General features: G+C 69.3%; 18 protein-coding genes. 5 read left to right on the forward strand and 13 right to left on the reverse strand.

Annotation, left to right across the window (positions count from 1 at the left end):
• On the reverse strand, nucleotides 1-398 hold a 398-nt coding region (locus ACFQ4O_RS06935), incomplete at its 3' end, for a primosomal protein N' family DNA-binding protein (RefSeq protein WP_449288996.1).
• A gap of 210 nt (nucleotides 399-608) precedes the next feature.
• Here ACFQ4O_RS06935 and fsa point away from each other — a divergent pair.
• Entirely contained in the window at nucleotides 609-1,265 is a 657-nt protein-coding gene (gene fsa, locus ACFQ4O_RS06940) for a fructose-6-phosphate aldolase (RefSeq protein WP_378774955.1), read from the forward strand.
• Nucleotides 1,266-1,329: 64 nt separating this feature from the next.
• Here the strand turns inward: fsa and ACFQ4O_RS06945 are convergent, their stop codons facing one another.
• From ACFQ4O_RS06945 to ACFQ4O_RS06965, 5 genes are all read right to left on the reverse strand, one after another.
• A complete protein-coding gene (locus ACFQ4O_RS06945; protein ID WP_378774956.1) occupies nucleotides 1,330-3,414 on the reverse strand; it encodes a hypothetical protein in 2,085 nt (694 codons plus the stop codon).
• Nucleotides 3,411-4,601, reverse strand: coding sequence for a glycosyltransferase (locus ACFQ4O_RS06950; protein WP_378774957.1), 1,191 nt, complete (start codon nucleotides 4,599-4,601; stop codon nucleotides 3,411-3,413). The genes ACFQ4O_RS06945 and ACFQ4O_RS06950 overlap by 4 nt, the downstream gene beginning before the upstream one ends.
• A gap of 353 nt (nucleotides 4,602-4,954) precedes the next feature.
• Complete coding sequence (locus tag ACFQ4O_RS06955; protein WP_378774958.1) at nucleotides 4,955-5,728, reverse strand: ferredoxin--NADP reductase; 774 nt, start codon at nucleotides 5,726-5,728, stop codon at nucleotides 4,955-4,957.
• 166 nt (nucleotides 5,729-5,894) lie between these two features.
• Nucleotides 5,895-6,233 (reverse strand): ferredoxin FdxA, encoded by a 339-nt coding sequence (fdxA, locus tag ACFQ4O_RS06960; RefSeq protein WP_378774959.1) that lies wholly within the window; start codon nucleotides 6,231-6,233, stop codon nucleotides 5,895-5,897.
• A 329-nt stretch (nucleotides 6,234-6,562) separates the two neighbouring features.
• On the reverse strand, nucleotides 6,563-9,169 hold the full coding sequence (locus tag ACFQ4O_RS06965; RefSeq protein ID WP_378774960.1) for a PAS domain S-box protein: 2,607 nt from the start codon (nucleotides 9,167-9,169) through the stop codon (nucleotides 6,563-6,565).
• Between the two features lie 215 nt (nucleotides 9,170-9,384).
• Here ACFQ4O_RS06965 and ACFQ4O_RS06970 point away from each other — a divergent pair, with 215 nt between their 5' ends.
• The 4 genes from ACFQ4O_RS06970 (at nucleotide 9,385) to ACFQ4O_RS06985 (ending at nucleotide 12,902) form a co-directional block, all read left to right on the forward strand.
• On the forward strand, nucleotides 9,385-9,747 hold the full coding sequence (locus ACFQ4O_RS06970) for a DUF971 domain-containing protein (protein ID WP_378774961.1): 363 nt from the start codon (nucleotides 9,385-9,387) through the stop codon (nucleotides 9,745-9,747).
• A 32-nt stretch (nucleotides 9,748-9,779) separates the two neighbouring features.
• Nucleotides 9,780-11,525, forward strand: coding sequence for a fumarate reductase/succinate dehydrogenase flavoprotein subunit (locus ACFQ4O_RS06975; RefSeq protein ID WP_378774962.1), 1,746 nt, complete (start codon nucleotides 9,780-9,782; stop codon nucleotides 11,523-11,525).
• Between the two features lie 12 nt (nucleotides 11,526-11,537).
• Nucleotides 11,538-11,771 carry a 4Fe-4S dicluster domain-containing protein gene (locus ACFQ4O_RS06980; protein WP_378774963.1) on the forward strand — a complete coding sequence of 78 codons (234 nt, stop codon included), beginning with the start codon at nucleotides 11,538-11,540 and terminating at the stop codon, nucleotides 11,769-11,771.
• Nucleotides 11,772-11,939: 168 nt separating this feature from the next.
• Nucleotides 11,940-12,902 (forward strand): HEAT repeat domain-containing protein, encoded by a 963-nt coding sequence (locus ACFQ4O_RS06985; RefSeq protein ID WP_378774964.1) that lies wholly within the window; start codon nucleotides 11,940-11,942, stop codon nucleotides 12,900-12,902.
• Between the two features lie 175 nt (nucleotides 12,903-13,077).
• Here ACFQ4O_RS06985 and ACFQ4O_RS06990 read toward each other — a convergent pair whose 3' ends face one another.
• The 7 genes from ACFQ4O_RS06990 to cyoB all read right to left on the reverse strand — a co-directional run bounded on the left by ACFQ4O_RS06990 (nucleotide 13,078) and on the right by cyoB (nucleotide 20,752).
• A complete protein-coding gene (locus tag ACFQ4O_RS06990) occupies nucleotides 13,078-14,805 on the reverse strand; it encodes an ABC transporter ATP-binding protein (RefSeq protein WP_378774972.1) in 1,728 nt (575 codons plus the stop codon).
• A 220-nt stretch (nucleotides 14,806-15,025) separates the two neighbouring features.
• Nucleotides 15,026-15,574, reverse strand: a complete 549-nt coding sequence (locus ACFQ4O_RS06995; RefSeq protein ID WP_378774965.1) for a response regulator transcription factor — start codon at nucleotides 15,572-15,574, stop codon at nucleotides 15,026-15,028.
• Complete coding sequence (locus tag ACFQ4O_RS07000) at nucleotides 15,552-16,889, reverse strand: ATP-binding protein (RefSeq protein WP_378774966.1); 1,338 nt, start codon at nucleotides 16,887-16,889, stop codon at nucleotides 15,552-15,554. Before ACFQ4O_RS07000 ends, ACFQ4O_RS06995 begins: the two co-directional genes overlap by 23 nt.
• Nucleotides 16,886-17,587, reverse strand: a complete 702-nt coding sequence (locus tag ACFQ4O_RS07005; RefSeq protein WP_378774967.1) for an SURF1 family protein — start codon at nucleotides 17,585-17,587, stop codon at nucleotides 16,886-16,888. The genes ACFQ4O_RS07000 and ACFQ4O_RS07005 overlap by 4 nt, the downstream gene beginning before the upstream one ends.
• 81 nt (nucleotides 17,588-17,668) lie before the next feature.
• Nucleotides 17,669-18,127 carry a cytochrome o ubiquinol oxidase subunit IV gene (cyoD, locus tag ACFQ4O_RS07010; RefSeq protein ID WP_378774968.1) on the reverse strand — a complete coding sequence of 153 codons (459 nt, stop codon included), beginning with the start codon at nucleotides 18,125-18,127 and terminating at the stop codon, nucleotides 17,669-17,671.
• Nucleotides 18,127-18,744: a cytochrome o ubiquinol oxidase subunit III gene (gene cyoC / locus ACFQ4O_RS07015; protein ID WP_378774969.1), complete on the reverse strand. Its 618-nt coding sequence runs from the start codon at nucleotides 18,742-18,744 to the stop codon at nucleotides 18,127-18,129. The genes cyoD and cyoC overlap by 1 nt, the downstream gene beginning before the upstream one ends.
• 4 nt (nucleotides 18,745-18,748) lie before the next feature.
• The gene (gene cyoB / locus ACFQ4O_RS07020; RefSeq protein ID WP_378774970.1) at nucleotides 18,749-20,752 is read right to left on the reverse strand and encodes a cytochrome o ubiquinol oxidase subunit I; all 2,004 of its coding nucleotides are present in this window, start codon (nucleotides 20,750-20,752) and stop codon (nucleotides 18,749-18,751) included.
• Between the last annotated feature and the right edge of the window lie 105 nt (nucleotides 20,753-20,857).

Below are 20,857 nucleotides of genomic sequence, written 5' to 3' on the forward strand. Positions count from 1 at the left end.
GCCCGCTCCCGCGCGGGCGTCATCCGGGCCGGATGGGCGCCGGTCGCCCGCACCCCGGTCTTCGGCTTGCGGGGCTCCTCGCCCACGGCGAGCCCCCGCAGCGCCATGCGCAGCACCTGACCGCGCGGCGCGAGCGTGTAGGCCGCGACCCGGTCGAGAAAGCGCCGCATGGGCTCCGCCATGGGCGGCAGGTCGAGGACGGCGTGGAGCGGCTTCAGCTTGGCGGGATCGACGTCCGCGGGCGCGCCGTCCCACGCCACGCCGATCTCGATCCGCGAGCCCAGCGGCGCCAGCACGAGGGCGCCGGGCGCGACGTCGAGACCGGCCGGAACCGCATAGGTCAGCGCCCGGTCGAGCCCGACCGGCAACAGCACCTCGACGGCGGCGGGAGAGGTCATGGACGGAGCGCGCTCCTCGTCTGATCGGGCCGTGCGCGACCGGGGCGGGACGGCGCCCTCTTCGGCGCGGGCGCGGCGCGCGTCAAGCCGGCATGACGCCCATGCGCGTGAACCAAACCCACGGATTGGCCTTGCGTCCGGCCGGCGCCTCCGTCACTTGAGGGCGGAACGCGCCGCCACGCGCCATCCTTAGCGAAAGGGTCCTGTCCCATGAAGTTCTTCGTCGACACCGCGGACGTGAACGAGATCCGCGAACTCGCCGCGACCGGCCTGCTCGACGGCGTCACCACCAACCCGTCGCTGATCCTGAAGGCCAACCGGCCGTTCAAGGAGATCATCGCCGAGATCTGCGACGTGGTGGACGGCCCGGTCTCCGCGGAGGTCGCCTCCACCGAATATGACGACATGCTGCGCGAGGGCCGCAGCCTCGCCCGGATCGCCCAGAACGTCACGGTCAAGGTGCCGCTGACCTGGGACGGCCTGCGCACGTGCAAGACGCTCTCCGACGAGGGCACCATGGTGAACGTGACGCTGTGCTTCAGCGCGACGCAGGCGCTGCTGGCCGCCAAGGCCGGCGCCACCTTCATCTCGCCCTTCATCGGCCGCCTCGACGACACCGGCATCGACGGCATGGAGCTGATTCAGGACATCCGCACCATCTACGACAACTACCCGGACCTCTCGACCGAGATCCTCGCGGCCTCGATCCGCAACGCCAACCACGTCAAGGCCTCGGCGCTCGCGGGCGCGGACGTCGCCACCATCCCGCCGTCGGTGATCAAGAGCCTTGTCAAGCACCCGCTGACCGACAAGGGGCTGGAGCAGTTCGTGGCCGACTGGGCCAAGACCGGCCAGAGCATCGACTGAACGGACGACCAGGCGGAGGCGGGCCCACGCTGGCGCCCGCCTCCGCCTGTTTCTGAGGAAAGGCTCAGTAGGCCGTGGCGTAGCCCTGCGCGGGCTGGTCGAGCCCCGGAGACAGCGCCGCCTCGATCAGCCGGCGTTCGCCGCTGTAAGGGTCGAGCGTGGCGGCGGCGACGCGCACTTCGCCGAGGCGCGGCAGCGTGACCGTCACGGTATCGAGCGTCGTCGACACGGTGAGGCGGGCGCCCTGCCGCTTCAGCAGCACGCGCAGCGCCCGGTTCAGCAGATGGGCCGGCTCCGGCGGCGCGAAGTGCAGCTTGCTCCAGCCCTTTTCGTGCGGAACCTCGCCGCCGGACTCTTCCGAATAGAGCTGCGGCGCCGAGGTCAGCGCCAGATCGAACGGCTTGCCGTTGACCAGCAGCCGCAACGTCGAGATCAGCCCGGCGCCGGGCGCGACCTGCAGCAGCGCCTCGCCTTCGCCCAGCGCCACATGGCCGCCGTCGCGCTCGGTCTGGGGCGGCAGCGACGTGCCGATCTCGGTGTTGCCGACCATGAAGGACGACTGCACGACCGTGTTGGCGCGGTGGATCACCTGCGCCACATGCCGTCCCGGCCGCGCCGAGGTCACCAGCAGCGAGACCACCGCCCGCCGCTCCTGGTCCACATGCACGGACGCGATCAGACGGATGTCGTCCTTGGTCTGCTCGGTGGCGTTGCCGTCGTCGAGGTTGAGATCGCATTCGGCGAAAACGTTGCGGTCGCTCTCGAGCGACACGCGGATGCGGACCTCGAAGCGCCCTTCGCCGCAGATGCGGAAGGCCAGGAAGTTCGGCGTGTCGCGCACGGCGGCGAACTCCGCCACCTGATAGCGGTGCAGGCCCTTCGCCTCGGTCTCCAGCAGCAGGCGGGAGCCGTCGGGCTGGGGCTCCTCGACGACGTTCTCCAGCCGCGACAGGGCGATGGCGCGCATGGCGCTGGTGGAGGCGGCCGGAACCTCCTCCGCCTCGACGGCGCGGCCGGGGCGCTCCACGGCCACCGCGCGCCAGCGGGTGACGGCGTGGGGATCGTCGGTGAGCACGCCGATCACGTCGTCGTTGTCGCGCAGGTTGGCCTGCACGATGGTCTCGATGTGCTCCTGCCGGGCGCCGAGGAAGTAGGAGGCCGGCGGCGCAATCAGCACGCAGGAGGTCACCTTGCCCACCATGCGCGACAGCGTGTCCAGCACCGTGGAGCCGAAGGAGGCGAGGATGACCGGCGTCTCGCGCCGGCCGGCGACCAGCGCCTCGATGCCGTCGGAGGTCCGCACCTCGGCGCCGATGATGAAGGCGATCTTGCGCACCTTGGCCGGGTCCTCCCGACGGTGCGGCAGGTACACGCACTTCTTGTTCGGCGCGAGCCGGCGGGCGGCCTGACAGGCGGCGAGATAGCTCGCCTCGCTGGTGATCGCGTTCTCCACATGGCTGCAGCCGGCGATCCAGATCTCGTTCAGGATCGTCGGCTCGCCGCCCTCCAGGAAGCGGTCATAATAGGTGTTCGGGATGATCGCGTCGCCGTCGGCGAGCCGGCCGCGGTAGATCGTGAAGTAGGACAGGTGCGACGGGTCCGGATATTTCAGCGGGTCCGGCCCCTTGACCGAGGCGCCCTTGAACGGCGCCGCCCGGAAGATCTCCTTGACGTTCTTCTTGCTCTCGCGGAACGCCATCACCGCCTGCGACACCGAGCCGTCGTCCAGGAGGACGCATTCGGTCTTGCCGAGGTCGAGATGCGCCAGGAACTGGCGGTAGGACACCGGGCGGTAGTCGCCCAGCACCACCCGGTCGAAATTCGGGTCCACCACGCTGAAGAAGTCGCCCACCCGCTGCACGAAGGCGCGGCGGCTGACGAAGTCGTCGTATTCCTTGATCGCGGTCGCGTGTGTCTTGCCGTCCTTCGACATGGGCGCGGAGCCGGACTTCACCAGCGGCTCGAACTCGCGCACATGGCGGAAGCCGGCCGCGGCCAGCGCCTGGCGGGCGCGCTCGTTGTCGGTCTCCAGCCGGCTCTTCACCAGCGCCACCCAGCAGGCGTCCCGGTCGAGGGCGGCGTGGTCGGCGTATTGCCGGGCGTGGTTCGCCTGCAGCGGCGACGTCAGGATGAACAGGGTGCGGCTCATCGCGCGGTCTCCCGCACGGCGGCGTAGAAGCTTTCGTACAGGCGGGCGATGGCGAGCACGCCGTAGTCCTCGGCGCTGGAGAGCGCGGCCTGCCGCAGGCGGTCGTAGCCGGCGTCGTCCACCTCGCTCGCCTTGCGCAGCGCCTCCTTCAGGGTCGCGACCTCGGGCTCGAACAGCCAGCCGGTCTCGCCTTCCTTCAGGATCTCGGCGCCGCCGCCGCGGCTGGAGCCCACCACCGGCACGCCGTGATGCAGGCTTTCGATGAAGATGCGGCCGAAGGGCTCGAACCAGATCGAGGGCACCACGCAGTAGCGGATCTGGGCGAAGAAGTCGTTCGGCGAGATGTAGCCGGCGAAGCGGGTGTTCTCGTCCTCGAAGCGCTTGCGCAGCTTCCACTCGAAGCCCGGATCGCCCGCGCCGGCGATCAGCGTCGGATGCTTGCGGCCGGTCTGGGCGCGCAGCGCCGTCAGCGCCTCGAGGAACAGCTCCACGCCCTTGGTGTGGTGCAGACGGCCGATGTAGCCGAACTCGTACGGCCGCTCGGCGCCGGTCGCGGAGGCGATGGGCGCGTCCATCTCGTAGGAGTTGGCGATCACCGTGCGCTGGGGCGTGTCCCGGAACCAGCCGGAGCGCAGATGCGTCTTCAGGATGTGGGAGCTGATGCCGATGACGCCGTCCACCACGTTCGAGCGCTCGCGGCCGGCGACGCGGGCGAGGTTGCAGTCCCGGCACTGCCGGAGGCAGGGCTTCTGGTCCACGATCATGCGGCGGTTGCAGAGCGAGGTGTAGCTGCGCAGCGTGTGGACGCAGGGCACGCCAAGGCTCTTGGTCATCTGCCACAGCGAGGTGAGGCGGCCGACCACGGCGGTGTTCACGATGTCCGGCTTGAACGCCTTGATCGTCTCCGCGAGCTGCTTGTCGAGCGGATAGGCCTTCTGGGAGGCCGCGGCGAGGCGCTGGTAATAGGGCTCGGCGTAGATGTTCGGCTCGCTGCCCGGTCGGGCCGCGTGGCGGATGACGTGGATGCCGTCCTTGTCTTCGGTGACGGTCTTGTCCTGCACGTTCTGGCTGAAGACCCAGACGTCGTGCCCGAGCTGCCGCAGACCGCGCGCGAGGTAGTAGGTCGATTGCTCCGATCCGCCGATGCCGAGATCGGGAAACAGAGAGTTCGCCAGCAGAATTTTCATACGCCCCCGCATCGGTCCGGGATCGCGGCGGCTCCCCTCGGCGGCCGGAAGCTCGACCGTCAGCCGCGCGCGTCCCCCGCTCGTTCGGGCCAAGGCTTTGCGGGCGAAACGCCCGGCGGGCGCCTGCCCGCGGCGAGGAGCCGTCCGGAGCGTTCTCAGCTCCGCTGATACACGTTCAGGCCGCAGACGCGCAAGGTTGAGGCGCGCCTCTTTCCGCGCCGCCGCATGCCCGATCCGCCGCTGTTCCGCCCCTCTCCGAGCCGGCGCGCCGCGGCGCAGCGCAAAAAACGAAGGGGCGCCGCAGGCGCCCCTTTCACATCGTCGCATGAGCCCGCAAGCGGCGGGCCGCGCCATCACTTTTCGACGAAGGCCTTCTCGATCACGAAATGGCCGGCCTCGCCGTGGTTGCCCTCTTCGTAGCCGCCGTCCACCAGCAGCTGCCGGGTGTCGCGGATCATGTCCGGGCTGCCGCACAGCATGAAGCGGTCGTTCTCGATCGCCATGTTCGGCAGGCCGATGTCTTCGAACAGCTTGCCCGAAGCCATCAGGTCGGTGATGCGGCCGCGGTTGCGGAACGGCTCGCGCGTCACGGTCGGATAGTAGATCAGCTTCTCGCGGATCAGCTCGCCGATCAGCTCGTCCTGCGGCAGGTCCTTCGTGATCATCTCGCCATAGGCGAGCTCGTTCACATGGCGGCAGCCGTGCACCAGGACCACCTTGTCGAAGCGCTCATAGGCCTCCGGGTCCTTGATGATCGACAGGAACGGCGCGAGGCCGGTGCCGGTGCCGAGCAGGTAGAGGTGCCTGCCCGCGATCAGGTTGTCGATCACCAGCGTGCCGGTGGGCTTGCGGCCGACCAGGATCGGATCGCCCACCTTGAGGTGCTGCAGGCGCGAGGTGAGCGGGCCGTCCGGCACCTTGATGGAGAAGAACTCCAGCTCGTCGTCGTAATTGGCGGTCGCCACCGAATAGGCCCGCACCAGCGGCCGGCCCTCGACCTCGATGCCGATCATGGTGAACTCGCCGTTGCGGAACCGGAACGACGGGTCGCGGGTGGTGCGGAAGCTGAACAGCGTGTCCGTCCAGTGCCTGACGCTCGTCACCCGTTCTTCGAGATATTTGCTCATGGCCTTCTCGTCCGACTTCGCGCTCGAAACCGCTCTAATTCACTTCCGTAGAACGCGTTATTAAAATCAATCCGCTCTCGTGACGCTATATGGCGCGATCCGGCGCGAAACACCATGCCGGATCGCGCATGGGCGCATGCGCCGCAGGCGGTTGCGGAACCGGAGATCAGGCCGAGGCGGGGTCGGAGGAGCCGAACACGGCTTCGAGCTTGCCGGGCTTGCCGTCCCACTCCTTGGCGTCCTCCGGCGTGTCGCCCTTCTCGGTCACGTTGGGCCACAGGGCTGCGTATTTGGCGTTGAAGGCGATCCAGCCCTCCATGCCGGGCTCGGTGTCCGGCTTGATGGCCTCCGCCGGGCATTCGGGCTCGCAGACGCCGCAGTCGATGCACTCGTCCGGATTGATGACCAGCGTCTCGGCGCCGACGTAGAAGCAGTCCACCGGACACACCTCGACGCAGTCCATGTACTTGCACTTGATGCAGTTTTCTGTGACCACATACGTCATCGAACGCGCTTTCCCAGTAGATGCGATCCGCCGGCGCCATGGCGCGCGCGGCCTGTCCTGCCTGTCGGGAGCAAGCGCGGCCCGTTCCGGGGCCCGCCGGCCGTCCCATCCCTCATCGCCCTAAGACGTTCCTCACGGATCTGCGACATGCGCCCATGTCGCGGCGCGAGACCTTCCGTCGCCGACACGTTACGGGCGCGGCGATCTCCGCCTTTACAGGCCCGGGGGCGAGGTCATCACACACATTCTGTCGGAAAGAAAGGTCGCGTCTTACCGCCCCCGTCCGCCCGCAGCGGCGAAACCTCCCGGACCCGCCGCCCGGGACGCGGTCAGCGACGGCCGCGATCCGCAGCGTCGAGGATGTCGCGCACCCGCGCCGCAAGATCTGAAAAGGCGAAGGGCTTGGTGATCAGCTCCACGCCGCTGTCCAGCCGCCCGTGATGGACGATGGCGTTGCGGGCGTAGCCGGTGGTGAACAGCACCTTCAGCCGCGGGCGCAAGCCCCGCGCCTGGCCCGCGAGCTGCTCGCCGTTCATGCCGCCCGGCAGCACCACGTCGGAGAACAGCAGGTCGATCGGCTCGTCCGCCTGACCGAGCACCGCGAGCGCGGAGATTCCGTCCCGCGCCTCCAGCACGCGGTAGCCCAACTCCCGCAGCGCCCCGGCGGAATAGACCCGCACGTCGTCGTCGTCCTCCACCACGAGGATGGTCTCGGAGCTCGATCCGGCGGGCGGCGGGGTTTCCGGCTCAGCGGGGCCCGCGTGCGACGGCTCCTCCCCGGTGAAGCGCGGCAGGTAGATGCGCACCGTGGTGCCGTGCTCCGGCTCCGAATAGATTTTGACGTGGCCTCCGGACTGCTTGACGAAGCCGTAGACCATGGACAGCCCGAGACCCGTGCCCTTGCCCACCTCCTTGGTGGTGAAGAACGGCTCGAACGCCCGCTCCACCGTGCCCCGATCCATGCCGGCGCCGGTGTCGGACACGCTGATCGCCACATAGGCTCCGGGCTTCACCTCGGCGTGCTCGGCGGCGTAGCGGCCGTCGAGGCGCACGTTCGCGGTCTCGATCGTCAGCTTGCCGCCGTCCGGCATGGCGTCGCGGGCGTTGACCGCCAGATTGATCACCGCGGCTTCGAGCTGGTTGGGGTCCACCTCCACCCGCCAGAGGTCGGGCGCCTGGGCCGCCACCAGCTCCACCGTCTCGCCGAGCGTGCGGGACAGCATCTCCGCCATGCCGGCCACGAGCCGGTTCGGGTCGATCGGCTGCGGGGCCAGCGGCTGCCGGCGCGAGAAGGCGAGCAGGCGCTGCGTCAGGGTGGCGGCGCGCTGCGCGCCAGTCATGGCGTTGTCCGCCGCCCGGCTGAGGCGGGGCGCGTCCGGCGGCAGGTTGCGTTTCAGAATGTCCAGATTGCCGACCACCACCTGCAGCAGGTTGTTGAAATCGTGCGCCACGCCGCCGGTGAGCTGGCCGAGCGACTCCATCTTCTGCGCCTGCCGCAGCGCCTCCTCGGCCTGCTGGCGTTCCGCGACTTCGGCCGCGACCCGCGCCTCCAGCGTCTCGTTCAGCTCCCGGAGCCGCGCTTCCGCCATCTTGAGGTCGTGCACGTCGGTGCAGGTGCCGTACCAGCGGGTGATCGCCCCCGAGGGATCGCGCACGCATTGCGCCCGGCCCACGACCCAGCGGTATTGCCCCGAGCGGTGCCGCAGGCGGTACTCGATGTAGTAGGGCTCGCCGGTCTCCAGGCTGCGGCGCCAGGTCGCCCAGGCGCGCTCCCGGTCGTCCGGGTGGAAGACGTCGCTCCACCCGTCGCCATCCGTGGAGCCGTAAGGCACGCCGGTGAACTCGTACCAGCGGTCGTTGAAATAGTCGTGCTGGCCGTCCGGCAGCGTGGACCAGATCATCTGGTCCACCGAATTGGCGATCGCCTCGTAGCGCGCCTCGCTCTCGCTCAGCCGCTGCTCCGCGCGGGCCTGCTCCACAGCCGCCCAAGTGCGCTCGGCCGCCGCCACCACGAAGCCGATCTCGGCGCTCTCCCACGCGCGGGGCGCGCAGGAGTGGACGAAGAACACCGCCCGGAGCCGCCCCGCCTTGACCAGTGGGGCCGCCACCAGCGCCCCGACGGAGATGCCGCGGAACGCCGCGCGCCCGTCCTCTGGCTCCTCCTCCACGTCGTTGATGACGAGCGGACGGCCGGTCTTCAGCCGGGCCAGAAGGTCCGGCCCGAAGCGCGAGATCGCGTGCGCGCCGCCGAACTGGGGAACGCCGTCCCGCGTCCAGATGCGCAGGACCTGGAACGTGGCCTCGTCGTCGGAGAATTCGGCGTAGCCCGCCCGGTCGGCGGCCAGCCGCTGGCCCACCGTCTCGGCCGCGGCCGACTTGATGCGCGACGGCTCCGACAGCGCCCGCAGCCGGTCGCCGAGCTCGATGGTGAAGTTGAGCCGGCGCTCGGTCAGCACCCGCTCGGTGGTGTCGCTGACGATGCACAGCACGCCCGCGACCGAGCCGTCCTCATGGTGCAGCGCCTGATAGGAAATGTCGAAATAGACCGTCTCCTCCCGCCCAAAGCGCGCCAGCCGGAACGGGCGGTCCTTGGCCGAGATGGTCTGGCCGGTGCTTCGGACCGAGCGCAGCAGCGGCTCCAGATCGTCCCACAGCTCGGACCAGTTCTCCCGCGCCGGACGCCCGAAGGCGCCCGGATGCTTGGCGCCGATGGTGGGAGCGTAGGCGTCGTTGTAGAGCGCCACATAGTCCGGGCCCCAGAACAGGACGATCTGGGCTTCCGCCGACATCAGCAGATCGAGCGCGGTGCGCAGCGCCGCCGGCCAGTCCGCGGCGGGACCGAGCAGGGACTCCGCGCGCTCCGCCTCGCGGGCCAGCAGATCGGCCGCGCGGTTCGGGAGGGGCGGACCAGACCCGTGGTCGTCGGATGCGGACATAAGGCGGATGAATCCGGGGCGGAGCGATCGGGGCGAAACTAGGCTCGGGCCCGCGAAAGTCACGGGGGGCGGCGCGAGGTTTATCGGTTCGCCGCGCGGACACAAGGCGCGCGGCCGTCCTGCGTCTTAGGGAGCGCACGCGCAAGTAATTGCTGTCCCTCATGGCCTTTGCACGCGATTTTGAACCTGTCCAAACGGCACGGGAGACACGCGCGATGGACCATCCCCTCGCGGCCCTCGCCGCCGAAACGCCCCCCTTCGATCCGGCCGACACCCCGGAGCAGGCGACCCTGCGCAAGGGCGGCCGCGAACTCGCCCTCGCCTGGCCGGACGGCGGCTCCGCCGTGATCGGGGCGGAGGCCATGCGGCTCGCCTGCCGCTGCGCCTGGTGCGTCCGCGCGCGGGTGGACGGGCGCTTTCCGACCGCGTTCGAGGCGGTGGAGGTGACCGGCGTGGAGCCGCTCGGCGGCTACGCGGTCCACCTCACGTTCTCCGACGGCCACGACCGGGGGGTTTTTCCCTGGACCTATCTGCGCCGGCTGACGGCCGAGGCCGCCGCCCCCGCCCGCGCGGCCTGACGCCGCCCCTCCCTCCGACAGCGAGACCGGCCATGAGCGACAGCGCGCCGAAAACCGACATCATCGAGACCGACGTGCTCGTCATCGGCGGCGGCACGGGCGGCCCCATGGCCGCCATCAAGGCCAAGGAGGCCAATCCCAAGCTGCGCGTGCTCGTGATGGAGAAGGCGAACGTCAAGCGCTCCGGCGCGATCTCCATGGGCATGGACGGGCTGAACAACGCCGTGGTGCCCGGCTACGCCACGCCCGAGCAGTATGTGAAGGAGATCACCGTCGCCAACGACGGCGTGGTCCACCAGAAGGCGGTGATGGCCTACGCCACCGGCTCCTTCCCCATGATCCAGTATCTCGACCGGCTCGGCGTCAAGTTCGAGAAGGACGGCTCGGGCGAGTACAACATGCGCAAGGTCCACCACATGGGGACCTACGTGCTGCCCATGCCCGAGGGGCACAACGTCAAGAAGGTGCTCTACCGCCAGCTCCGTCGCCTGCAGGTGGCGGTGACGAACCGCTACATGGCGACCCGGCTGCTCAAGGGGCCGGACGGCGCGATCGCGGGCGCGGTCGGCGTCAACACCCGCACCGGGGAGTTCCTGGTGGTGCGCGCCAAGACCGTGGTGCTGGCCTGCGGCGCCGCGGGCCGGCTCGGCCTGCCGGCCTCCGGCTATCTGTTCGGCACCTACGAGAACGCGGCCAATTGCGGCGACGGCTACGCCATGGCCTACCACGCCGGCGCCGAGCTCGCGAACCTCGAATGCTACCAGATCAACCCGCTGATCAAGGACTACAACGGCCCGTCCTGCGCCTATGTCACCGGGCCGTTCGGCGGCTACACCGCCAACAACAAGGGCGACCGCTTCATCGAGTGCGACTACTGGTCGGGCCAGATGATGCTGGAGTTCTGGCGCGAGCTGCAGTCGGGCGCCGGCCCCGTCTATCTCAAGATGGACCACCTCGCCGAGGAGACCATCTCCGAGATCGAGACCATCCTGCACACCAACGAGCGCCCCTCCCGCGGCCGCTTCCACGAACGGCGCGGCAACGACTACCGCAAGCGCCCCGTGGAGATGCACATCTCCGAGATCGGCTTCTGCTCGGGCCATTCGGCGTCGGGCGTGTGGGTGGACGAGAACGCCCGCACCACGATCCCCGGCCTCTACGCCGTGGGCGACATGGCGAGCGTGCCGCACAACTACATGCTGGGCGCCTTCGTGAACGGCGGCATCGCCGGCGCGGACGCGGCCGACTACTGCGCCAACGTTGATTTGCCGGCTTACGACGAGGGATTCCTCAGGGACGAGCAGGAGCGCGTTCTGGCGCCGACCCGGCGCGAGGACGGACTCACCCCGTTCGAGATGGAGTTCAAGACCCGCCGCCTCGTGAACGACTATCTGGAGCCGCCCAAGGTCACGGCCAAGATGGAGATCGCCCAGCGCCGCTTCGCGGAGGTGCGCGAGGACCTGTCGGAGCTGAGCGCCCGCGATCCGCACGAGCTGCTGCGCGCGCTGGAGATGCAGTCGATCCTCGACTGCGCCGACATGGCGGCGGCGGCCTCGCTCTACCGCACCGAGAGCCGCTGGGGCTTCTACCATCTGCGGGTCGACCACCCCGAGACCGACAACGCGAACTGGTTCTGCCACACCATGCTCTACAAGGACGCGCAGGGGCGCATGTCGCACCGGAAGCGCGAGATCGACCCATACGTCGTGCCCGTGCGGGACGACGAGATGGCGGCCTATCACCAGCTCCGCGTCAAGACGCCCGTCGCGGCCGAGTGAGAGGAAACGACCATGCCGATCATCACCCAGGCGAAGAGCGCGGCCGTCGTCGTGGACGAGGCGAAGTGCATCGCGGAAAAGGGCTGCACCGTCTGCGTCGACGTCTGCCCGCTCGACATCCTCGCGATCGATACCGGCCGCAAGAAGGCCTATATGAAATACGACGAGTGCTGGTACTGCATGCCCTGCGAGGCGGACTGCCCGACCGGCGCGGTCAAGGTCAACATCCCCTATCTGCTGCGCTGAGACGTTCCGAGTTCTGCGAGGACCCACGACGTCATGCCCGCCCTTCGGCGGGTATCCACGACTGACAGATTCGGCGTCTGACGCCGAAGTCGTGGACGCCCGGCTGCGCCGGGCGTGACGGAACATAAGGCCCGCACGACGCCGCGCCCGACCGATGGAGCTTCACCCATGCCCGTTTTCGACGCTTTCGACGACGACCTCGCGGACCTGACGGCGCGCGCGGCCGACGCCGACGCCGGCGTGCGCCGCGTCGCCATGATGGAGCTCGCCGAGGAGGTGGGGCCCGAGGCCAAGGTGCTGCTGCTGAAGGGTCTCGCCGATCCGGACGCGGAGGTGCGCGCCGCCGCCGCCCGGGCGCTCGACGAGCATGACGGGCCGGATGTGGTGGAGGGTCTGGTGTCCTCGCTCGAGGACCCGGAGGACGAGGTGCGCCGCGCCGCGGCCGAGGCGCTCGCCGCCAAGAAGGAGCCCGCCTGCGGCCCGCTGCTGATCGCCCGCGCGGAGCAGCATCCCGATCCCTTCGTTCAGGCCGCGGCCCTGCGGGCTCTGCGGGAGCTGACGCTGCCGGACGCGCTCGCCGCCGCGCTGAAGGCGCTGCGCAACCCGGAGCCGGAGGTGCGGCGCGAAGGGCTCGGCGTCATCGGCGGGCTGAAGGCCGAGGAGGCGATGCCGGCGCTGATCGCGACCGCCGCCGACGAGGACGCCTCGGTGCGCCGCGCCACCATGTCGGCGCTGGTGTTCGTGCGGCCCGGCGGCCCCGGCGCCTCCACGCTGGTCGCGGGCCTCGCCGATCCCCATTGGCAGGTGCGCGAGGAGGCGGCGATCTCCGCCGCCAAGATCCGCCTGCCGGAGGCGACCGTGGCGCTGATCGCAGCGCTCGGCGACGAGGTCTGGCAGGTGCGCATCAAGGCCGCGAACGCCCTTGGCCGCCTGAAGGCGGAAAGCGCCGTGCCGACGCTCGGAGAGCTGCTCGACAGCGAGATCGCCAACCTGCGCAAGGAGGCGGCCGCGGCGCTGGGCGAGATCGCGTCGCCGGCGGCGATCCCGGCGCTCGAACGCGCCCTGGACGATCCCGATCCGGACGTGCGCAAGCTGATCCGCTGGGCGCTCGGCCGCTGTCAGGCCGCCTGAGCCGCGGACCGTGGCGATCCGCCGACGAAAAAGCCCCGCCGGTCCGCCGGCGGGGCTTTTTTTGTCGGCGCCTCAGCGCCCGTTTGGAGATGGCTCACGCGCGCCATCCAAGCCCACGTCATGCCCGAGCGTGGTCATCGGGCAGGATGGCGCGCAGGCGTTTTCGAACGGGCTCTCAGCGCATGGCGTCGGCGAATTGGGCGTCGTGCAGGCGGCGATAGACGCCGTCGCCCACCACCAGATCCTGATGCCGGCCCTGCTCCACCACCCCGGCGCGGTCCACCACCACGATGCGGTCGGCGTCGCGGATGGTGGTGAGCCGGTGCGCGATGATCAGCGTGGTGCGGCCCCGCGCCAGCTCCGCCAGCGACTGCTGGATCGCCCGCTCGGTCTCGGCGTCGAGCGCGGAAGTCGCCTCGTCGAGGATCAGGATCGGCGGGTTTTTCAGGAACATGCGCGCGATGGCGAGGCGCTGCTTCTGGCCGCCGGAGAGCTTCACGCCCCGCTCGCCGATCACGGTGTCGAGCCCGTCGGGCAGGCGCTCGATCATCTCGGACAGGCGCGCGCGCCGCGTCGCCTCCCGGATCTCCTCCTCGGTGGCGTCGAGCCGGCCATAGGCCACGTTCTCGCGGATGGTGCCGGCGAACAGGAACACGTCCTGCTGCACCACGCCGATGCGGCTGCGCAGGCTCGCGAGCGTCATGTCGCGCACGTCGACGCCGTCGATGGTCACGCGGCCGCCGCTGACCTCGTAGAACCGCGGAAGCAGCGAGCACAGCGTGGTCTTGCCCGCGCCCGACGGGCCGACGAAGGCCACCGTCTCGCCGGCGCGGATCGAGAGGTCGATGCCCGACAGCACCGGCGGCTTGCCCGCCGCGTAGCCGAAGCTCACGTTCTCGAACGCGATGTCGCCGCGCAGATGCCCCGGGTCGATCGCGCCCGGCCGGTCCACGATGTCCGGGCGGGTGTCCATGAACTCGAGATAGCGGCGGAAGCCGGCGACGCCCTTCGGATAGGTCTCGATCACCGAATTGATCTTTTCCAGCGGCCGGAAGAACGCGCCCAGCAGCAGCAGGAAGCCGATGAAGCCGCCATGGGTGAGCGAGCCCTGGATGACGAAATAGGCGCCCGCCAGCATCACCACCACCTGGGTGAAGCGCATGCTGAGATAGCTGAGCGAGGCGCTGGCCGCGATGATGCGGTAGGCCTCGAGCTTGGTGGCGCGGTAGCCGTCGTTGTCGCGCTCGAACAGGCGGCGCTCATGGTCCTCGTTGGCGAAGGCCTGCACCACCCGTATGCCGCCCACGTTCTCCTCGATGCGGGCGTTGAACGAGCCGACCCGGCCGTAGAGCTCGCGCCAGTTGCGGGTCATGCGGCCGCCGTAGCGGCTGGTCATCCAGGCCGCGACCGGCGCCACCACCACCGTGATCAGCGCAAGCTCCACATTCACCGCGAACATCAGCGCGAAGGCGCCGATCAGCGTCATGACCGCGATGAACAGATCCTCGGGGCCGTGATGGGCGACCTCGCCGATCTCCTCCAGATCCTTGGTCAGGCGGCCGATGAGATGGCCGGTCTTCTGGTTGTCGAAATAGCCGAAGGACAGCTTCTGCAGGTGGTCGAACGCCCGCCGCCGCATCTCGGTCTCGATGTTGATGCCGAGCTTGTGGCCCCAATAGGTGACGATCACCATCAGGCCCGTGTTGGCGAGATAGACGACGAACAGGCCGAGCGCCGCCAGCACCACCAGCGTCCAGTCCTGCCGGGGCAGCAGCTCGTCCACGAACAGCTTCACCGCCATGGGGAAGCCGAGCTCCAGCAGGCCCGAGACCACCGCCGCCGAGAAGTCGAGCAGGAACAGCCCCCGGTGCGGCCGGTAATAGGCGAAGAAGCGCTTCAACAGGTCCATGACGCCAGAGCCTTTGCGACGGGTCGGCGCTTCACGCGCGCGCGCCCCGCGACCATTTCAAACCACGGCGCGCCGGGAAGCGCGCGCCCGCGCGGACGTTCGGGACCGGCCCGACGCCCGCCTCATGCCGTTAGGAGAACGGGGCGGACCGGCCCCCCGCTCAAAAAATCACGGCCCCGGCGCGGCCGGGCGCCGATACGGCCGGATCGGCTTATCACTTGATCTGCTGCTTCTCCAGCTTGCGGGCGAGCGTGCGCCGGTGCATGCCGAGCCGCCGGGCGGTCTCGGAGATGTTGAAGCCGGTCTCGATCAGCGTCTCGTGGATACGCTCCCACTCCAGCGTCTTGATCGAGGTGGCGCGCTCGGTCAGCGGCGCGGCCACGTCGCCCTCGGCGCGGGCGAAGGCGGCCTCGATGTCGTCGGTGTTGGAGGGCTTGGCGAGATAGTGCCTCGCGCCGAGCTTGATCGCCTCGACGGCGGTGGCGATGCTGGCGAAGCCCGTCAGCACCACGATGTTGATGTCCGGGTCGTGGGCGTGCAGCGCCTGCACGCAGGCGAGGCCCGACGAGCCGTTGGCGAGCTTGAGGTCCACCACCGCATAGGCCGGCGAGCGCGCCTTCAGGAGCTCCTGCAGCTCCTCGATGCTCGCGGCCCGCAACGCCTCGTAGCCGCGGCGCTCGAACGAGCGCGCCAGCGTCTGCGAGAACTTGGGATCGTCCTCGACGATCACCAGCAGGCGATCAGCGGTCGTCTCCGTCTCCATGCGTCTTCCCGATCGCGAGCGCCGCGAGCGGCAGCGTCAACGTGACGACGGCGCCGCCTCCCGGCCGGTTGCCGGCGGTCACCGCGCCGCCGAGCTTGCGCACGACGTTTACCACCAGAAACAGCCCCAGTCCCCTCCCCGGCTTGCCCTTGCTGGAATTGTAGGGCTTGCCGAACCCGGCGAGCGTCGCCTCGGTGAAGCCCGGGCCGTCGTCGCGCACGGTGAGGACCAGATCCGCGCCCTCGCGCCCGACCGAGACGCCGACCCAGCGCGGCGAGGCGTCGACCGCGTTGTCGATCACCGCGCTCAGCACCTGCTTCAGCGCCGGATCGGCCACGATCGGCATGTCCTCGCCGAAGGCGTTCTCGTAGTCGATCCGGCCGACCGCCCTCGCCTCGCGCCGGTCGTCGACGATGTCCTCGAAGAAATCGTCGACGGAGGACAGAGTGGGCGCCTCGCCGCGCGCCTCGCCGGCGGACAGCAGGATGCCGGTGACGATGGCCTTGCAGCGCCGCACCTCGGCCCGCATGTCGTCGATTTCGGCCGCGAGCGTCGGATCCTCGGCGAAGGTCGGCATGCGCCGCCAGTCGTTCAGGATCACGTCGAGGGTCGCGAGCGGGGTGCCGAGCTCATGGGCCGCGCCGGAGGCGAGCAGGCCCATGCGCACGATGTGGTCCTCCTCCGCCGCCTGCTGGCGCAGCTCCGCCAGCCGCACGTCGCGCTGCCGGAGGTTGCGGGCGATGCGGGCGACGAACACCGCAAGCAGGATCGCCACCAGCGCGAAACAGGCGAACATGCCGTCGATGTGCAGCGCAAACAGGTCGTGGTCCCGCGCCGCCGGCAGGTCGAGCGGCACATAGAACCGCGTCAGAACCCCGAAGGCCGCCACCGCGAAGGCGACCACGCCCACCGCGAAGCGGGACGGCAGCAGCACCACGCCGAGCGTCACCTGCAGCAGGAACAGGAAGGCGAAGGGGTTGCTCGCCCCGCCGCTGAGATGGAGCTGGACCGCGAGCCCGAACATGTCGAGCGCCAGCGCCACGAACAGCTCCGCCTCCGTCACCGGCGCGAGGCTGCTCAGACGGAGCAGCGTGAGCACGTTCAGCGCCAGCAACCCGGCGAGCGTCAGTCCCATATGGGCGATGGGCAGTTCGACCCCGTAGCCCCAGTGCACGCCGGCGATGGTGGCGATCTGGCCGCCGACCGCGAGCCAGCGCAGCTGGATCAGCAGCAGCATGTTCTTGCGGGCGGTGGAGACGTCGGGCGCGGTGCGGTCCAGCAGCGTCAGCGCCCGTCCCAGCCGCCCCATGCTCATGCGTCGCGCGCTCCCGACCGGCCGCGCAGGATGACGATGGCGGCGCCCGCCAGCGTCATCGCCGCGAGGCCGAACCAGGTCAAGGCGTAGACCAGATGATCGTTGCGGAAGGCGACCACGGTGAGCCCAGGCCTCGGCCAGGCGCCGCGCTCCACGCCGGCCTCCGCGTCGACGAAATAGGGCGCGGCGTCGGCGAGCCCGCGCGCGGCGGCGATGGCCGCCACGTCCCGCGACCGCCACAGGTCCGCCGCCGGATCGTTCGCGCGCAGGAAGCCGCCATGGGGCTCGGTGAGGCGCAACAGGCCGACGACCTCGGTCTCGCCGTCCGGCCCCGGCCCGCCGCGGGCGGCCGGGTCGCGCCGGTCGGAGGTGACGAAGCCGCGATTGACCAGCACGTCGAAGCCCTCGCGCGTGCGGAGCGGCGTCAGCGTCCAGTAGCCCGCGCCATAGGCGGTGGTGGCCTGGGTGAAGGTCTCGCGGCCATGGTCGAAGCGGCCGACGAGACGCACCCGGCGGTACTCGTCGGCGGGCGACAGCCCCGCCCAGCGGTCCGGACCCGGCGCCGCGTCCGGCGCCGCATGGATGCGGGCCTCGACGCGGGCGATCAGGTCGAGCTTCCACGCCCGGCGCTCGACCTGCCAGACGCCGAGCGCCATGAAGACGGAGAACAGCGCCAGCGTGAGGGCGCCGAGCGCCACATGGAAAAAGGGAGAGCGGGGTCGCCGCTCTCCCTTTTTCGGATCGTCACCGGTCACGGTCGGTCGAAGCCCGGCCTGCGGTCACCGCGGCTCGGGCGTCTCCGCCGGCCGCAGGCCTTCCATGTTCTGCATGTCGTGGGCGCCGCCCGGCATCATGTTGGTGTTCAGGTGATGCATGACCCAGAACGACCCCGCCAGCGTGATCACCACCAGCACCGCGGTGAAGATCAGGGCTAGCATGTTCCAGCCGCCCTCCGACTTGGAGTTCATGTGGAGGAAGTAGACCATGTGCACCACGATCTGCACCGCGGCGAAGATCAGCACCACCACGGCGGCGGTGGTGCTGGTGCGGAACACGTCCCCCATCACGATCCAGAACGGGATCGCCGTCAGGATGATCGAGAGGAAGAAGCCGGTCAGGTAGCCGCCGAGCGTGGCGTGGCCCGCTCCGCTCCCGCCATGCCCGTGGTCGTCGTGGCCATGGGCGTGGGCGTCTTGGCCATGCGCCCGGTGGGCGTCGTCGGCGTGGGCTCCGGCCATCACAGCGTCCCCATCAGATAGACGAAGGTGAAGACGCCGATCCAGACGACGTCGAGGAAGTGCCAGAACATGCTCAGGCACATCAGCCGGCGACGGTTCTCGGTGATCAGGCCGCGCTGGCCCACCTGCACCATGAGCGTGACCAGCCACACGCAGCCGAAGAACACGTGCAGGCCATGGGTGCCGACCAGCGCGAAGAACGACGACAGGAAGGCCGAGCGCTGGGGCGTCGCGCCCTCGTGGATCAGGTGCCAGAACTCATAGAGCTCAAGCCCCAGGAAGGCCGCGCCGAACACGCCCGTCACGCCGAGCCAGAACAGCGTGGTGCCCTTGCGGTTCTTCTCCATCTCCAGCATGGCGAGGCCATAGGTGATGGAGGAGAGCAGCAGGAAGCCGGTGTTGATGGCGACGAGCTTCAGGTCGAACAGGTCCGCGCCCGAGGGGCCGGCGGCGTAGTTGCGCCCGAGCACGCCGTAGCAGGCGAACAGGACCGCGAAGATGAGACAGTCGCTCATCAGGTAGGTCCAGAACCCCAGCAGGGTGCCGTTCTCCGGGTGGTGCTCTTCCCGGAGATAGAAGGTCTTGTCGTCGATCGCGGCGGACGCGTGCGCGCTCATGCTCTCAGACTCCCGCGGCGAGGTAGCGCGACCGTTCGGCTTCCGTCTCGGTGACGGTCGCGGCCGGGATGTGGAAGTCGCGGTCGTAGTTGAACGTGTGCGCGATCGCGGTCACCACCAGCGCCAGGAACGCCGCGCCCGCCAGCCACCAGATGTGCCAGATCAGGGCGAAGCCGCAGACGGTGCTGATGCCGGCCAGCACGATCCCCGCCCAGGTGTTCTTGGGCATGTGGATCGGCAGGAAGCCGTTGGCCGGGCGCACGTAGCCGCGTTTCTTCATGTCGTGCCAGGCGTCGAGGTCGTGCACCACCGGCGTGAAGGCGAAGTTGTAGTCCGGCGGCGGCGAGGAGGTGGACCACTCCAGCGTGCGGCCGTTCCACGGGTCGCCGGTCACGTCGCGCAGGCTGTCGCGCTTGATGAAGCTGACGACGATCTGCAGCAGGAAGGCGCCGATGCCGATGGCGATCAGGACCGCGCCCAGCGCCGCGATCACGAACCAGATCTGCAGCGACGGATCGTCGAACTTGGACATGCGGCGCGTCACGCCCATCAGGCCGAGCACGTAGATCGGCATGAAGGCCATGTAGAAGCCGATGGTCCAGGACCAGAACGAGACCTTGCCCCAGAACGGATCGAGCCTGAAGCCGGTGACCTTGGGGAACCAGTAGGCGATGCCGGCGAACAGGCCGAACAGCACGCCGCCGATGATCACGTTGTGGAAATGCGCGATCAGGAACAGCGAGTTGTGCAGCACGAAGTCAGCCGGGGGCACGGCGAGCAGCACGCCCGTCATGCCGCCGATCACGAAGGTCACCATGAAGGAGACCGTCCACATCATCGGCAGCTCGAACTTGATCCGGCCGCGATACATCGTGAACAGCCAGTTGAAAATCTTCGCGCCGGTCGGGATCGAGATGATCATGGTCGTGATCCCGAAGAACGAGTTCACGGACGCGCCCGAGCCCATGGTGAAGAAGTGATGCAGCCACACCAGGTAGGACAGGATGGTGATCACGACCGTGGCGTAGACCATGGAGGCGTAGCCGAACAGGCGCTTGCCGCAGAAGGTCGCCACGACTTCCGAGAAGATGCCGAAGGCCGGCAGGATCAGGATGTAGACCTCCGGGTGGCCCCAGATCCAGATCAGGTTCACGTACATCATGGCGCTGCCGCCGAAGTCGTTCGTGAAGAACGCGGTTCCGACGTAGCGGTCGAGCGACAGCAGCGCGAGGGCCGCCGTCAGCACCGGGAAGGAGGCGACGATGAGCACGTTCGAGCACAGCGACGTCCAGGTGAACACCGGCAGGCGCATCATGGACATGCCGGGCGCGCGCATCTTCACGATGGTCACGATCAGGTTCACGCCGGACAGCAAGGTGCCCACGCCCGCGATCTGAAGCGCCCAGATGTAGTAGTCGACGCCCACCCCGGGCGAATAGGCGATGCCCGACAGCGGCGGATAGGCGAGCCAGCCGGTGGCCGCGAACTCGCCGACGAACAGCGAGACCATGACCAGCGCCGCGCCGGACGCGGTCATCCAGAAGCTGAAGTTGTTGAGGAACGGGAAGGCCACGTCGCGCGCGCCGATCTGCAGCGGCACGAGGTAGTTCATGAAGCCCGTGACCAGAGGCATCGCCACGAAGAAGATCATGATCACGCCGTGGGCGGTGAAGATCTGGTCGTAGTGATGGGGCGGCAGGTAGCCCTCCGAGCCGCCGAAGGCGAGGGCCTGCTGCAGGCGCATCATCAGCGCGTCGGCGAAGCCGCGCAGCAGCATGACGAGCCCGAGGATGATGTACATGATCCCGATCTTCTTGTGGTCGATCGAGGTCAGCCAGTCCCGCCACAGGTAGCCCCAGAGGCGGAAATAGGTGAGAGCGCCGAGAGCGGCGACGCCACCGATCGCGACCGCCGCGAAGGTGACGACCAGAATCGGCTCATGCAGCGGCAGCGCGTTCAGCGAAAGGCGCCCGAACAGGACGCTCTCTTCAACCGGGCTCGGTGTCATCTCGGCCTACTCTGTCATTCCGAAAGGGCGGCGGCGGCCGCGGCGGTCTTGAGCGGCGCGGCGCCCGAGGCGTCGGCGCGGCGCTCGGAGGCGGGCTTCGGGGCC

The sequence above is a fragment of the Methylopila musalis genome (assembly GCF_042679725.1).
In the GTDB taxonomy this organism is placed as follows: Bacteria; Pseudomonadota; Alphaproteobacteria; order Rhizobiales; family Methylopilaceae; genus Methylopila; species Methylopila musalis.